This is a genomic window from Corynebacterium haematomassiliense (assembly GCF_013978595.1).
Taxonomy (GTDB): Bacteria; Actinomycetota; Actinomycetes; order Mycobacteriales; family Mycobacteriaceae; genus Corynebacterium; species Corynebacterium lehmanniae.
This window is the reverse complement of record NZ_JACDTZ010000001.1, coordinates 1,691,500-1,704,716: the sequence shown is the minus strand read 5'-3', so window position 1 is coordinate 1,704,716 and position 13,217 is coordinate 1,691,500. Positions and strand designations below refer to the sequence as shown.

Sequence of the window (13,217 nt, the reverse complement as noted above, 5' to 3'; positions counted from 1 at the left end):
CGAATGCGTAAGGTGTGGCAAATCTCTCGGCGAAAACCCGCCGCAAACGCTAAGCCGGCTGCCCGCCCAGGATGAGCACGTGAGCGATGTTCTCGGAGCGGTTCTTCAGCCCCAGGGTGCGGTGGCCGGCGTCCAGCATGCCGGCGGAGTGCGGCGGCACCGGGGTGTTGTTCACGGTGATGTCCCCGTCGGGGGCGACCACGGCGTACTCGAACTCCTCGTAGACCGTGACCGCCAGTTCGGTCTCCGGCGCGATGGTCAGCTGCGCCGCCACGCAGGGCTCGTCGGTTTCCACGGCACCGGTGCGGCCGAACATGCGCCCGGCGAAGACGAAGGCCTCGCCAGCGGACTCGGTGGTCACGCTGCGCAGGCCGAACGCGTCCGGCTGGGCGCGCTGGATCTTGTCGGGGACCGCTTCAGCGTCGATTAGCACCTGCACCTGCGCGCGTTCGAGCACGCCGCCGAGGCGCGCGGTGCCGTCGTGCCGCCACGCGAAGGATTTGCAGCCTGCGGGGGTGTCGTCGGGGCCGCCGAGGCCCCTGAGGAATGCGACCCCGCGCCAGGGGCCCGCGTTCAGCTCTATGAATGACATGGCGGCAAGCTTATATGATCCGGCGCTGCCGGGCTTCCTCCACGGCCGCGGTACGGTTGTCTACCCCGAGTTTGGCGTAGATGTGGATCAGGTGCGTCTTCACGGTCGCCTGCGAGATGAACAGCTGCTGGGCGATTTCCTTGTTGGAGGCGCCGGTCTGCAGCGCGCGCAGTAGCTCAATCTCGCGCGCGGACAGCGCCTCGGCCGGGTTGACCAGGCGGTCCGCCAGCACGTTCGCCACCTGCGGGGAGAGCACCCTTTTGCCTTGCGACGCGCTCCGCACCGCCTCGTACAGCTCATCTTCCGGCGCGTCCTTGAGCAGGTAGCCCATGGCGCCGGCCTCCACCGCGGCGACCACGTCGGCCTGGGTGTCGTAGGTGGTCAGGATCAGCACCGGCGGCCCGCCGGCGGCGACCAGGCGGCGCGTCAGCGTGATGCCGTCCGCGCCGGGCATCTGGATGTCGGAGACCACCACGTCCACCCCCTCGGGCACCTCGGCGTTGCCGTCGGCGGCCTCGGCGACGACTTCCACGCCGTCGAAGGAATTGAGGACGGCGCGCAGGCCGGCGCGGACGACCGGATGGTCGTCGATAAGCATGACGTTCAGCGTCATTTCTCCTCCACAGGCAGGGTTGCGGCGAGGACGTTGCCCTCCACCGTAAGCTCGCCGCCGACCTCCTCGACGCGGGCGCGCAGGCCTTTCAGGCCGTAGCCCTCGGGCCCGGTGATGCCGCGGCCGTTGTCGAAGACGTCGATGGTTGCGGTCGCACCAAGCCTATCGACGGTCACCACCGCCGACGAGGCACCCGCGTGGCGCACGATGTTGCTCAGGCCCTCCCGCACAACGCGCTCCGCCACCGACGCGCACGGTTCCGGCAGGTCAACGGCCTGGACGCGGACCCCGAGCTGCTCGCCGAGCGCGCGCTGGCGGTCCTGGGCGTGACGCGCCAGGCGCTCAAGGCGCACCGGCAGCGTCTCGCGCTTCGGGGCCTGCGGCTGCGCGGAGTTCTCCGCGACGAAACGACGCGCCTCCGCCAGGTTGTCGGAGGCGGTGGAGCGGATCACGCCCAGCGTCTCGCGCGCCGGGTCGCCCTCGCCGAGCTGCTTGTCCATCGCCCGGCCCAGCAGCACGATGGAGCTCAAGCCCTGCGCCATGGTGTCGTGCACCTCGCGCGCCAGACGCGCCCGCTCCTCCGCCACGCCCGCCGCGTGCTCGGCCTTCGCGGCCTCGCGCTGGGCGGCCTTGAGGTCCTCGGCCATCTGCCGGTAGTGGTCCGCCTCCGCGCGCAGCGCCTGGTAGGCGTGCACGATGATCACCGCCAGCACGGTGCCGATGGTGGGGCCGATGACCGCGCCGGGCCCGCCGCCGGGGGCGGTGGCGGAAAGCGCCACGGCCAGAAACGCCGCCGCGGCCGCGAGCTCCCACCACGCGGGCAGCAGCACGCAGGCCAGCATGACCAGCGGGAACTCCAGCCAGACGAACTCTTCGGACATCTGCACCAGCCCCACCCACAGCGCCGCCACGACCGCGAGCCACGCGTAGGGCGCCCACGCCGGGTAGTCCTTGCCGTGGAAGTGCCAGACGGTGCCCGCCATGTACACGCAGGCGAACGCCAGGGGCAGGGCGAGGGCGGTCACGGGGGCGTCGCTACGCAATTGCCCCACGAGCCCCACCGCGAGCAGCACGGCGACGAGCACGTGCAGGCTCACGCGCAGAAAATCGAGCAGGCGGGTGGTGGACAACATGCGTCTGAGCGTAGATCAACCGATCGGTTGAGCGGGATTTCAACCGCCAGCGCGATGTATCAAGGTGCAGGTCAACGGCAGGATTTACACCATGTTCGTAGGAATCAGAGAAATCACGTCAGCCAAGGGGCGCTTCGGGCTGATCGCAGGCACCGTGGCGCTGATTACGCTGCTGGTGGTCGTGCTCACTGGCCTGACCGCCGGCTTGGGCAAGCAGAACACGTCCGCGCTGGAGGCGCTGGACCCGAAGTCTGTGGTCTTCCAGGACCCGGAGGACATCTCGTTCACCACCTCCCGCGTCGAGGCGCGCGACGGGCTCACCCCGCTCGGCGCCAGCCAGATGCTCATGACCAAGGGCAACGGCGAGGACGCGGCCGTGGCCATCCTGTCGCTGCCTAAGGGCACCGAACTTCCAGGGGGCCAGACGCTTTCCGACGAAGCCGTGGCCGCACCCTCCCTCGACGTCGGCGAGGGCGAGACCGTGACCGTCGCCGGCAACGAGATCACCGTCGGCGCGATCGGCGAGGACCTCGCGTTCTCCCACTCCCCCGTCCTGTGGGTGCCCACCGGCTTCTGGCAGGCGGCCATGCACACCGACGCCGACGGCTCAGTTCTGCTGGCAGACCACGAGGTCGACGGCGGGGTGGGCCTGAAGGAGGCCTTCGACGGCCTGCCGGCCTACTCCTCGGAGCAGGGCTCGCTGAAGCTCATCCAGGGCTTCCTCTATGCCATCGCCGCGCTGGTGATCATCGCCTTCCTCACCGTGTGGACGATGCAGCGCACCCGCGACCTGGCCATCCTGAAGGCCATCGGCGCGTCCAACACGTACCTGCTCAAGGACGCCCTCGGCCAGGCCGCGGTGATTTTGGGGCTCGGCGCGCTCATCGGCGGCGTCGCCGCCTTCGGCCTGGGCCTGCTCATGCAGGGCGGCGCGCCGTTCTCGCTGACCGCGCTCACGGCGGTCGCTCCCCCGGTGGCCATCTGGGCCCTGGGCATGGTCGGCGCCCTGATCGCCACCCGTTCCATCACGAAAGTTAACCCTCAGGCGGCTCTTGGAGGTGTCGCATAATGCTCGAACTCAACGATGTCACCGTCGCATTCAAGGACGGCCAGGAAATGCGCACCGTGCTGGACCACCTGGAGTTCACCGCCAAGCCCGGCGAGATGACCTTCATCGTGGGCGAGTCCGGCTCCGGCAAGTCCACCCTGCTCTCCGTGGCGGCCGGCCTGATTCAGCCGGACTCCGGCACCGCGAAGCTCAACGGCCAGATCGTGGACAACGACGTGCGCCGCGACAAGATCGGCATGATCTTCCAGCAGGCAAACCTCATCGCCGCGCTGAACGTGCGCGACCAGCTGCTGGTCACCGACCACATCCGGGGCATCAAACCCCGCCGCGGCCGGGCCGAGGAGCTGCTGGCCACCGTCGGCCTGGAGGGTCTGGGCGACCGCCGCATCGGCGAGATGTCCGGCGGCCAGCGCCAGCGCGTCGGCATCGCGCGTGCGCTCATGGGCGAGCCGTCGCTTCTGCTTGCGGACGAGCCCACCGCCGCCCTCGACGCCGACCGCTCCCAGGAGATCGTGGCACTGTTGCGCCAGCTCACCACGGAACGTGGCATCGCCTGCGGCTTTGTCACCCACGACCGGTCGCTGATCGAGAGCAGCGACGAAGTCTTCGAACTCGGCGTCAACGCCCCCGCCTACGTCTAAACTGGCGCGGGTGTTCTACTGCGCCCCCGGCCCCGCCCGCTCGACCCCGCACTGCTGGCCAGGGAGATCGAGCGCAGGGCGGGGCTTTCGTCGTGCGGGCCCCAGGTGCGCACTCTTCCGCAATTGCGTGACGACGCCCTCGTGGCCGGCGATGGCTACTGGCTGGCGGGGCGGAGCGCCGTCGATAAGCTTCGCGCTTTGGACCGCAACATGGTCGCGTACGCGGTGGGCGAGGCGTTCATTGTGACCTCGCTGCAGGAAATCGGCGCGACCATGCTGCGCGGCCGCGACCTCGTGCGCGTGCCACACGGCATTTTCCGCGTCCCCGAGTGGGGCCAACGCACGTATGTCGCCGGCGAGACCGCGACGTTTTTCCGCGACTACCTGGAGTTGGAGGCAGCCGGGCGGTTCGTGGAACCCGCGCGCTACCGCAGGAGGGACCGGGAACGCGTGGCCATGACGGTAAACGCCAACGCGCCGAGCACCGCCGTCGACAGCAGCGTGCCGCCCAAGTAGCCCAGGTCCACGGTGGCGGCGCCCAGCGCCGAGCCGGAGGCGATGCCCACCTGGAACGTGACCACGTAAACCGAGCTGGCCAGATCCTGGTTGCGCTGGCCGGCGAACAGGAAGATCGTTGTGGCCACCGTGGGCAGCGCGCCCGCGGCGATGCCGAAGACTACGATCACCGCGAACATGCCGATCCCCGTGTTGTAGTGCAGCGCGAGCAGGCCCGCGATGCCGGAGGCCACCAGCGTGGCAGTGGCGATGCCGTTGAGGCGGATCATGCGCGCATCCACCAGGCGGCCGGACAGGGTCACGCCGACCAGGCCCGCGATGCCGTAGATGGCCACACCGTAGGGCACGAACTGGTGGCCGGCCGTGGCCTCAATGAGCAGGGCCAGGTACGTAAAGGTGACAAAGATCGCCATCACGGCCAGCACTAGGTAGATGACCAGAGACGGAATGGCCGACTTCGTCGCCTGCGCGTCAGCCTGCTGGGCCGGCGGCTTCGCGGGCAGGCTGGGCAGGGAAATCACCATCATGACCAGTGCGCCTACCACCGCGGCGCCGAGCACCCAGGTGGAAGCGCGCCAGCCGATCGCCGAGCCCATCGCCGTGGTCAGCGGCGAGCCGACCACCATCGACAGGGTGGACCCGAACGACACCGCAGCCACCGCCTTGCCCATCTGCCCCGGCGGCGCAATACGCGCGGCGACCGGGTTGACCAGCGACCAGAACAACCCGTGGGTAAACGCCGCCGTCACACGCCCCGCCACCAGCGTGGCGTAGCTCGTGGCCGTGGCCTGCAGGACAATGCCGCCCAGCAGGAAAACCAGGGTGGCGATGAGCAGGTAGCGCCTGTTCACCTTCCGCGTGACGTGCATCAGCGGAATGGTCACTACCGCGACCAGACCGGCGTAGACGCTCATGAGCAGGCCAATCTGGCCCTCAGAGACGTTCAGGTCCCGCGCCATCGGAGAAATCAGGCCGATGGCGAACATCTCGAACGTGACGTACACGAAAGCAGCGAAGCTCATCGCCGTCAGCGGGACGACGGGGAACTTCGCTGCTTGCTGCGGAGATTGCTGCGTGTTTCGCACCGAGCCAAGATACGGCTACTGGTCAGACAGCGCAAACGCTGCGCCTGCGGCGCCAAGGGCCACCAGGATCGCCACGATCACACCGATGATCGTACCCGTGCTCGCGGAAGAGCCGCCGGACGCGGCTTCCATGGTCTGCTCAGTCCTGTGGGTGGTCTGGGATACGGTCAGGCTGGTCAAAGTGTCGGTGGTCACCGAAGTGGTGACGTTGCCGTTGGTGACCGTGTGAGTCACTGTGTCCCTGCTCTTGCCTTCCTGCCCACTCGGAACCGCGTTGGTGCTTGTCGTCGGCGTGGTGGTCGGGGCGTCCGGGTTCGGGCCGTCGGTAGGCAGCAGTGCGTTGCCGCCACCTTTGGCACAAGTCTGACGAGCCTCCTCGAACGCCACCATCAACCTTGCCACACGACGAGCCTGCTTCACGTCCGGCAGCTGCTCATACGCATCAACCCACGCCTCGACCTGGTCCTTCGGCATGGCCGGGTAATCGCGAGACTGCTGCTCAACCAGCCCCTCGCGGTCCGGGATCAACGCGAACTCCGCGAAGCCGTCGCGAGCCGGCACAGTGATCTCGCCGTTGCTCACAGCGGTATCAATGATGTTCCAGTACTTGGTCATGTCGAACGCCTGGTGGTCGCTGACCGCCGCCGAATTCCACACCTGCGTGAAGTACGCGCGGGAAGAATCGATGTCCGCCCCAGTGTCCTCAGCGACTCGCTGAGCCCAGTTCTCGATGTTGGCCTCAAGGTTGCTGTTGAAGTAGGTCACGTACGAGCCGGTGAACAACTCCAAAAACGGTGCGACGGTGTCCGGAGCAGCCGGGTACAACTGCTCAAACGCGGACGCCCAGCGGGCCCGCTCATCAGATGCGCCGACGCCGACACTGCGGTCGAGCGAATCAATGTACTTACGTTCAGCGTCATTCACCTTCAGCGAGCACACGCCATCGCTGGGTTCGCCCACGGTAGCTGCACCGGCGGAAGGCACGACAAACGCGGCCGCTGCAGTTGCGACTGCGCATGTGAGCGCTGCTATCCTCCGATTTTTTAACATACCGATAGCGTAGCGCAGAGGAACAACATTTCAGTATCCGAGAGAGGGGTGACGTGGCTCTCTTAAACGGCTCGACCCGTTTAAATTCGGGGAAAGTGCAGGTTACCGGAACGTTAACTCAACTTTCTAAGCAAAATAAAAGGTAAGTTTTGGGGTTTGATACGCCCTTTAAGGGGCATTTGCGCTTGTCAGTGGGTAAGTTACACGCTTGTAATTCAAAGGTATCGACGTTTTTTATGCGTCTGGGGTGGCTGTCGGGGGGGGGCGTTCTCTTTTGCGGTTTCTGCTGTTTGCGGTAGCTGGTCTCTACTGACTTACCAGTATAAAAAGGACTACGACTAAAACGGTGCGCAAAGTGCGGGTCATGTGCGAGAAGAGCGCCTAACTCCTGGCTCGTAGCTTTTAGCAGCTCCATATTGCTGGAATGCTTATTTTTGCCGGTATACACCGGGTCAATCAGCCAAATAAACTGAGCTTTACCACTTAGCGGATTAATCCCGGCCCATGCTGGCCCAATGCCTCGCTGGACAAGGGCGAAGATAACGCTTTTAACATAAGCATTGAGATGAACTGGATGGCCTCCAGATTCTCCGGGCTGGTCAACATCAATAACCATAACCGCAGAATATTGCTTATTCGTCAGCATGACGTATTCACATCGACCGAGTTTCTCCGAATCAGTGCGATAAAGTCTCGGAACGCTGCGCTTCTTACCGGTTTCTTCATCTACCACGACACGGTAAGCACTTTGAAAGTCACGGCTGATAGAACCGTGTAGCGCATCACGCCCAAGATGCTGGAGAAGTTTTTCCCGGTCAAGCTGACTTGCCGGAGTATCATCTAGACCTGCGCAATCCTGGCGCACTCTAGATGGCGTACCAACACGCGCACCGGTCAAAGTGCCCGGAGAGGAATCATTAGATAGAATCATGCACATGCTTTCCCCCAGCTACTACTGGGTGATAAGCGAAGGTCACTTGGTTGCCGCCGAGTGGCCTTCTTTCGTCTTTAGTATCTCTCAACTGTAAAACACATGACTGTCATTTTGTGCGAGACACACATAAAGATATGTTTTACCTGCAGTAACAGTGTTTGAAATATATTGCAACAAATGCTAAAACCGCAGAGTATCCTGCATAGATACAAGACATCGACTATGGATCATAGGGGTTAGCGGTACTCATGTGTACTGCCGTCCAAATCAAAGGCTTGGTTGTCACCGAGGCAACCAGGACTACTCCAAGCACCACAGCCTCCAGGACTACAGATAACCAAAGAGCCTTTAAAGAGAAACCACATAGATAAACCCCAGTACTTTCTTCCTCACTGCCAATGCTCACTGGAGTGAACAATCCCTTGTGACTTTTGTCGAAGCTCCGCACAATGGTTATAGGCTGCTTCCCCCCGAACGGCCACTATGTATAAGTTCTAGCCCTGCCTCTCGCCCCTCAGGCAGGGCTAGAACTCGTTAATGATTTCTGAGTCAATCGAATACGAACACTTCAGAGTACTAAGAGTGCAACTCCTACGGTAATCATCCGTTCTCGCCACGTAACTACTAGATGAGGGCACCCCTACCGGTAATCACTAATACAGGGTGCCTATCGTGATGATTACTTTGACTGCTGCTCGTCCTTGGCGGCGACAATCATGTGCGCTAGCACCTCCAGGAACTTATTGAGGTTGCCTGGATCTGCCGTGATGGTTTCGAAGACTTCCTGAGACTCCCGGGCCGCCTGCACGAGTGCGCCGAACCCTTTGTTTTTAAAAGCGTCAGTGCCAGCAACCTGTGAGGGGTTATTTTTCCTGACTAATGCCTGCACAGGGGCTGCTAACTGTCTCCGGCGTAACTGAGCACTCCAGCTGGGATTCGTCTGTTCCACTCACCAATCTCGAACGCCTGCGAATCCAGTTGACATGGCCGGCTTCGTACCATGAGCACCAGCGACTGATCGGTGTTTGGTGGTGTCCGGCCCGTACCGGTCGTCACTGCCTTCGCCGACGTGGCAAGGAAGTCCACGGTTCTCATTAGACCGGGACCACTACTCTCCGACGCGCAGCGACACCGTCCAGCGGGTCGCCCCGCAGCATCGTTTCGCCACGAGGCGCATGTCGGACGCTCCAGCCATCGTCTGCAGCACGCGTGCGATGTGGCTCATACGACCACCCCCTTCTTGCGGAATACCTGCCAGGGGTATACTGTTGACTTGTACAGGTACCCGGTAGGGGTACTACAGAGACACAAGGAGGATACATAATGGCTTCGAACAATTACCAGGTGACGGGCATGACCTGCGGGCACTGCGAGATGTCGGTCCGCGAGGAAGTCGGTGAGATCCCCGGCGTCCAGGACATCCAGGTCAGCGCGCAGACCGGCAAGCTTAACGTCACCGCCGAGGGCGAGATTGACGATGCCAAGGTCCTCGCGGCGGTCGAGGAGGCCGGCTACTCGGCGGTGCGTGTCTGATGAAGGCCGGAGGACGGCTTGCGCTCTACGGGGCCGGGCTGGTGGTGGCGTTCGGCGGGGCCTTCGGCCTTGCCGGCGCCGTCATTCCTGACAGCTTCGTAGCAGCATGGGCAGAAGGAAGTGACGTGAACACACACGGTGAAGGACACGGCGGCGCTGCGCAAGAAACTGCGGAGCCCACTCTGAACGGGGTCTCCGCAAGCGCGGACGGCTTCGTACTTTCCCCAGTCCAGGCTCCCACGGCTGCAGGCGAGGATGGAGACCTGAGTTTCCAGATCCTCGACGAGTCCGGCGAAGCGGTGACCGAGTACACTACCGCGCACGAGAAGGACCTGCATCTGATCGCCGTTCGCACCGATGGTACTGGTTTCCAGCACGTGCACCCCGAGCTTGACACGAGCACAGGCACTTGGTCGGTGCCGTGGACCTGGGACGAGGCGGGCACCTACCGCGTGTACGCCGACTTCACACCCGAGGGCGAGGGAGCCGAAGGGATCACCCTGACTCGCGCCGTCGAGGTGGCGGGCGACTTCGCCCCTGTTGAGACCGAGTCACAGACCACCGACGAGGTCGACGGATACACCGTCTCCCTGAATGGCGACCTTACCGCCGGCACCTCAAGCGAGCTCACCATCTCGGTCGAGCGCGACGGTCAGCCGGTGACCACGCTGGAGCCCTACCTGGGCGCGTTTGGCCACCTGGTGGCGCTGCGCGAAGGCGACCTCGCCTACTTGCACGTCCACGCCGAGGGCGACGAGCCCCAGGCCAGGGACACGGCCGGACCCGAGATCGGATTCGCAGCGGAGGCCCCGACCGCCGACCGTTACCTGCTCTACCTGGACTTCCAGGTCGATGGGCAGGTGCACACCGCCGAGTTCGTGATCGACGCCGAGCATGGTGACGGCTCGCAGACAGACGATTCGCATACCGGCGGCCACTGACCCGCAGGGCCTGGCGTCGCACGAGAGATGAAGAGAGAAGGAAGAGGATGAGTACATTAGCGCCCCCCATCGGTGGGCCGGACATCGAGCTGGAGATCGGCGGGATGACCTGCGCCTCCTGTGCGAACCGGATCGAGAAGAAGCTGAACAAGCTCGAGGGCGTCGCGGCCACGGTCAACTACGCCACCGAGAAGGCCAAGGTCACCGTGCCTGCCGGCTACGATCCGGGCCTGCTGGTCGCCGAGGTCGAGAAGACCGGCTACACGGCTGCGCTGCCCAAGCCCAAGGGCACCACGGCGAACACGTCGGAGACCGAGGCCGGGGAGGAGGAAGACACTGAGCTCACCTCGCTGCGCCATCGGCTAGTCGGCGCCATTGTGCTCACGGTTCCCGTGATCGCCATGGCCATGATCCCCGCACTGCAGTTCGTATATTGGCAGTGGGCCTCACTCGCGCTTGCCGCCCCGGTGATCATCTGGGCAGCCTGGCCGTTCCATAAGGCCGCATGGACGAACCTCAAGCACGGTACCGCGACGATGGACACACTCATCTCGATGGGCACCTCGGTCGCACTGCTGTGGTCCGTCTACGCACTATTCTTCGGAACCGCTGGCACACCCGGGATGACGCACCCGTTCGAGTTCACGATCGCTCCCTCGGATGGCGCGGCGAACATCTATCTCGAAGTTGGCGCGGGCGTGACGATGTTCATCCTCGCCGGCCGCTACTTCGAGAAGCGCTCCAAACGCCAGGCCGGGGCCGCGCTGCGCGCCCTCCTGGAGCTCGGCGCGAAGGAAGTCGCCGTGCTCCGCGACGGCGTTGAGGTGAAGATCCCCACCTCTGACCTCCAGGTCGGCGACGAGTTCATCGTTCGTCCGGGTGAGAAGATCGCCACCGACGGCATCGTGGTCTCCGGCTCCTCCGCGGTGGACGCCTCCATGCTCACCGGCGAGTCCGTACCGGTCGAGGTCCGCGAGGGCGACTCGGTCACCGGTGCCACCGTCAACGCGGGCGGCCGCCTTGTCGTGCGGGCGACCCGTGTCGGTTCGGACACGCAGCTTGCGCAGATGGCGAAGCTCGTCGAGGATGCGCAGACTGGCAAGGCCGAGGTGCAGCGTCTGGCTGACACGATCTCCGGCGTGTTCGTGCCGATCGTCATCGTCGTCGCGTTCATCACCCTCGGCGCCTGGCTGGGAGCCGGATTCCCCGTCGCCGCCGCGTTCACCGCAGCGGTCGCCGTGCTCGTTATCGCCTGCCCCTGCGCGCTGGGACTCGCGACTCCGACCGCGCTGCTGGTCGGCACCGGCCGCGGGGCGCAGATGGGCATCCTCATCAAGGGCCCAGAGGTGCTGGAGTCCACCCGCAAGGTCGATACCGTCGTGCTCGACAAGACCGGTACCGTCACCAGCGGCAAGATGACCCTGACAGATGTGATCACCGAATCCGGTGTGGACCGTGCCGAGCTGCTGCGCTTCGCGGGTGCGTTGGAGGACTCCTCGGAGCACCCGATCGCGCAGGCGATCGCCAAGGGCGCCACCCAGGAAGTCGGCCAGTTGCCCACGCCCGAGGACTTCGCCAATGTTGAAGGCAAGGGCGTGCAGGGCATCGTCGAGGGCACCCCGGTCGTCGTCGGACGCGAGTCGCTGCTGGCCGACTGGTCACAGAAGCTCTCTCCGGAGGTCGCACGGGCGAAGGCTCAAGCTGAGGGTGAAGGCAAGACGGTCGTCGCGATCGGCTGGGACGGTGCTGCGCGCGGCATCCTCGTCGTCGCCGACACCGTCAAGCCCACGAGCGCGGAGGCGATCCGCGGGCTCAAGGAGATCGGCCTGACCCCGGTGCTGCTCACCGGTGACAATGAGGCCGTGGCCCGCCAGATCGCCGCCGAGGTCGGCATCGAGGAGGTCATCGCCGAGGTGCTGCCCAAGGACAAGGTCGACGTCGTCACCCGTCTCCAGGGCGAGGGCAAGATCGTCGCGATGGTCGGCGACGGCGTCAACGACGCCCCCGCGCTCGCGCAGGCCGATCTGGGCCTGGCGATGGGCACCGGCACGGACGTCGCGATCGAGGCCTCCGACATCACCCTGGTCCGCGGCGACCTGCGGGCCGCGGTCGACGCGATCCGTCTGTCTCGGAAGACACTTTCGACGATCAAGACCAACCTGTTCTGGGCATTCGCCTATAACACCGCCGCGATCCCAGTCGCAGCGCTGGGCATGCTCAACCCCATGCTCGCAGGCGCGGCGATGGCGTTCTCCAGCGTCTTCGTCGTCGGCAACAGCCTCCGCCTGCGCGGGTTCAAGAGCGTCGCCACGAAGTGACGAACGAGAACCCACCCATCCATACCAATCCGATACAGAACCCACCCATCCATACGAATCCGATACAGAAGGAACACCAGAAAATGAGCAACTGCTGTAGCACGAACGAGACTAACCCCGCCGCCGAGAACGGTGGACGCGAGAACCTGCTCGGCGGGGGCGCCGATGACATGACCACCTGCCCGGTCATGGTCGGCACCCCGGTCAGCAAGAAGACCGCCGAGGCCGCCGGCCTCTACCGCGACTTCAAGGGCGAGCGCTACTACTTCTGCTGCGCCGGCTGCGGCCCCGCATTTGATTCGGACCCCGCCAAATACGCCGCCAACATGGCGTAATCCACCAGCGTGCCGGGGTGCCGCGGCACCGCTGCGGCACCCCGGCACCTGATCGGAGCGAACCGACATGACCACCCCGACCTCAATGACCGAACCTCACATCGACACCTGCCCGGCGGGAGGCGACGGCGATCCGTCCGTCCACGGATACATCAGCGACAAGGCGACGTACCGCAATCGCCTGCGGCGCCTCGAAGGCCAAATCCGCGGCATCGATCGGATGATCGATGAGGACCGCTACTGCATCGACATCTTCACCCAGATCTCCGCAGCCACCAGGGCACTCGAAAACGTCGCCCTCGGACTGCTCGACGATCACCTCAAGCATTGCGTCCTCGACGCCGCCCTCGCCGGTGGACCAGTCAGCGAGCAGAGGCTCGGCGAGGCATCCGAGGCCATCGCCCGTCTCGTTCGCTCCTGACGCCCGCACACCAAATCGATCACGACCTGCAGCCCA

The 13,217-nt window shown here is 64.6% G+C and carries 15 protein-coding genes; 8 read left to right on the top strand and 7 right to left on the bottom strand.

Going from position 1 to position 13,217, the window contains the following annotated elements:
- Positions 1-49: 49 nt before the first annotated feature.
- From H0193_RS08060 to H0193_RS08050, 3 genes are read right to left on the bottom strand one after another with little or no spacing between them, the layout of a single operon-like run.
- Positions 50-592, bottom strand: a complete 543-nt coding sequence (locus H0193_RS08060) for a pirin-like C-terminal cupin domain-containing protein (RefSeq protein ID WP_181889327.1) — start codon at positions 590-592, stop codon at positions 50-52.
- A 10-nt stretch (positions 593-602) separates the two neighbouring features.
- On the bottom strand, positions 603-1,205 hold the full coding sequence (locus H0193_RS08055) for a response regulator (protein WP_181889326.1): 603 nt from the start codon (positions 1,203-1,205) through the stop codon (positions 603-605).
- Positions 1,202-2,338: a sensor histidine kinase gene (locus H0193_RS08050; RefSeq protein ID WP_181889325.1), complete on the bottom strand. Its 1,137-nt coding sequence runs from the start codon at positions 2,336-2,338 to the stop codon at positions 1,202-1,204. The genes H0193_RS08055 and H0193_RS08050 overlap by 4 nt, the downstream gene beginning before the upstream one ends.
- Before the next feature lie 91 nt (positions 2,339-2,429).
- On the opposite strand from H0193_RS08050, the gene H0193_RS08045 reads away from it, so the two are divergent.
- From H0193_RS08045 to H0193_RS08035, 3 genes are all read left to right on the top strand, one after another.
- Positions 2,430-3,407 carry an ABC transporter permease gene (locus tag H0193_RS08045; protein ID WP_181889324.1) on the top strand — a complete coding sequence of 326 codons (978 nt, stop codon included), beginning with the start codon at positions 2,430-2,432 and terminating at the stop codon, positions 3,405-3,407.
- Positions 3,407-4,048: an ABC transporter ATP-binding protein gene (locus H0193_RS08040; RefSeq protein ID WP_181889323.1), complete on the top strand. Its 642-nt coding sequence runs from the start codon at positions 3,407-3,409 to the stop codon at positions 4,046-4,048. The genes H0193_RS08045 and H0193_RS08040 overlap by 1 nt, the downstream gene beginning before the upstream one ends.
- Before the next feature lie 123 nt (positions 4,049-4,171).
- Positions 4,172-4,564 carry a hypothetical protein gene (locus H0193_RS08035; protein WP_181889322.1) on the top strand — a complete coding sequence of 131 codons (393 nt, stop codon included), beginning with the start codon at positions 4,172-4,174 and terminating at the stop codon, positions 4,562-4,564.
- Here H0193_RS08035 and H0193_RS08030 read toward each other — a convergent pair.
- From H0193_RS08030 to H0193_RS08015, 4 genes are all read right to left on the bottom strand, one after another.
- The gene (locus tag H0193_RS08030; protein WP_181889668.1) at positions 4,474-5,586 is read right to left on the bottom strand and encodes an MFS transporter; all 1,113 of its coding nucleotides are present in this window, start codon (positions 5,584-5,586) and stop codon (positions 4,474-4,476) included. The genes H0193_RS08035 and H0193_RS08030 overlap by 91 nt on opposite strands.
- 78 nt (positions 5,587-5,664) lie before the next feature.
- Positions 5,665-6,609, bottom strand: coding sequence for a hypothetical protein (locus tag H0193_RS08025; RefSeq protein WP_181889321.1), 945 nt, complete (start codon positions 6,607-6,609; stop codon positions 5,665-5,667).
- A gap of 208 nt (positions 6,610-6,817) precedes the next feature.
- Positions 6,818-7,630, bottom strand: coding sequence for a replication initiation protein (locus H0193_RS08020; protein ID WP_181889320.1), 813 nt, complete (start codon positions 7,628-7,630; stop codon positions 6,818-6,820).
- Positions 7,631-8,312: 682 nt separating this feature from the next.
- Complete coding sequence (locus H0193_RS08015; protein WP_070478506.1) at positions 8,313-8,522, bottom strand: hypothetical protein; 210 nt, start codon at positions 8,520-8,522, stop codon at positions 8,313-8,315.
- Between the two features lie 434 nt (positions 8,523-8,956).
- Here H0193_RS08015 and H0193_RS08010 point away from each other — a divergent pair, with 434 nt between their 5' ends.
- The 5 genes from H0193_RS08010 to H0193_RS07990 all read left to right on the top strand — a co-directional run bounded on the left by H0193_RS08010 (position 8,957) and on the right by H0193_RS07990 (position 13,181).
- Positions 8,957-9,166: a heavy-metal-associated domain-containing protein gene (locus tag H0193_RS08010; protein ID WP_070478508.1), complete on the top strand. Its 210-nt coding sequence runs from the start codon at positions 8,957-8,959 to the stop codon at positions 9,164-9,166.
- Positions 9,166-10,107 carry a hypothetical protein gene (locus H0193_RS08005; RefSeq protein WP_070478510.1) on the top strand — a complete coding sequence of 314 codons (942 nt, stop codon included), beginning with the start codon at positions 9,166-9,168 and terminating at the stop codon, positions 10,105-10,107. Before H0193_RS08010 ends, H0193_RS08005 begins: the two co-directional genes overlap by 1 nt.
- 47 nt (positions 10,108-10,154) lie before the next feature.
- The gene (locus tag H0193_RS08000; RefSeq protein WP_070478511.1) at positions 10,155-12,425 is read left to right on the top strand and encodes a heavy metal translocating P-type ATPase; all 2,271 of its coding nucleotides are present in this window, start codon (positions 10,155-10,157) and stop codon (positions 12,423-12,425) included.
- A gap of 83 nt (positions 12,426-12,508) precedes the next feature.
- A complete protein-coding gene (locus H0193_RS07995) occupies positions 12,509-12,760 on the top strand; it encodes a YHS domain-containing protein (protein WP_070478513.1) in 252 nt (83 codons plus the stop codon).
- Between the two features lie 85 nt (positions 12,761-12,845).
- Positions 12,846-13,181 (top strand): metal-sensitive transcriptional regulator, encoded by a 336-nt coding sequence (locus tag H0193_RS07990; protein ID WP_070478537.1) that lies wholly within the window; start codon positions 12,846-12,848, stop codon positions 13,179-13,181.
- The last annotated feature ends 36 nt before the right edge of the window (positions 13,182-13,217 follow it).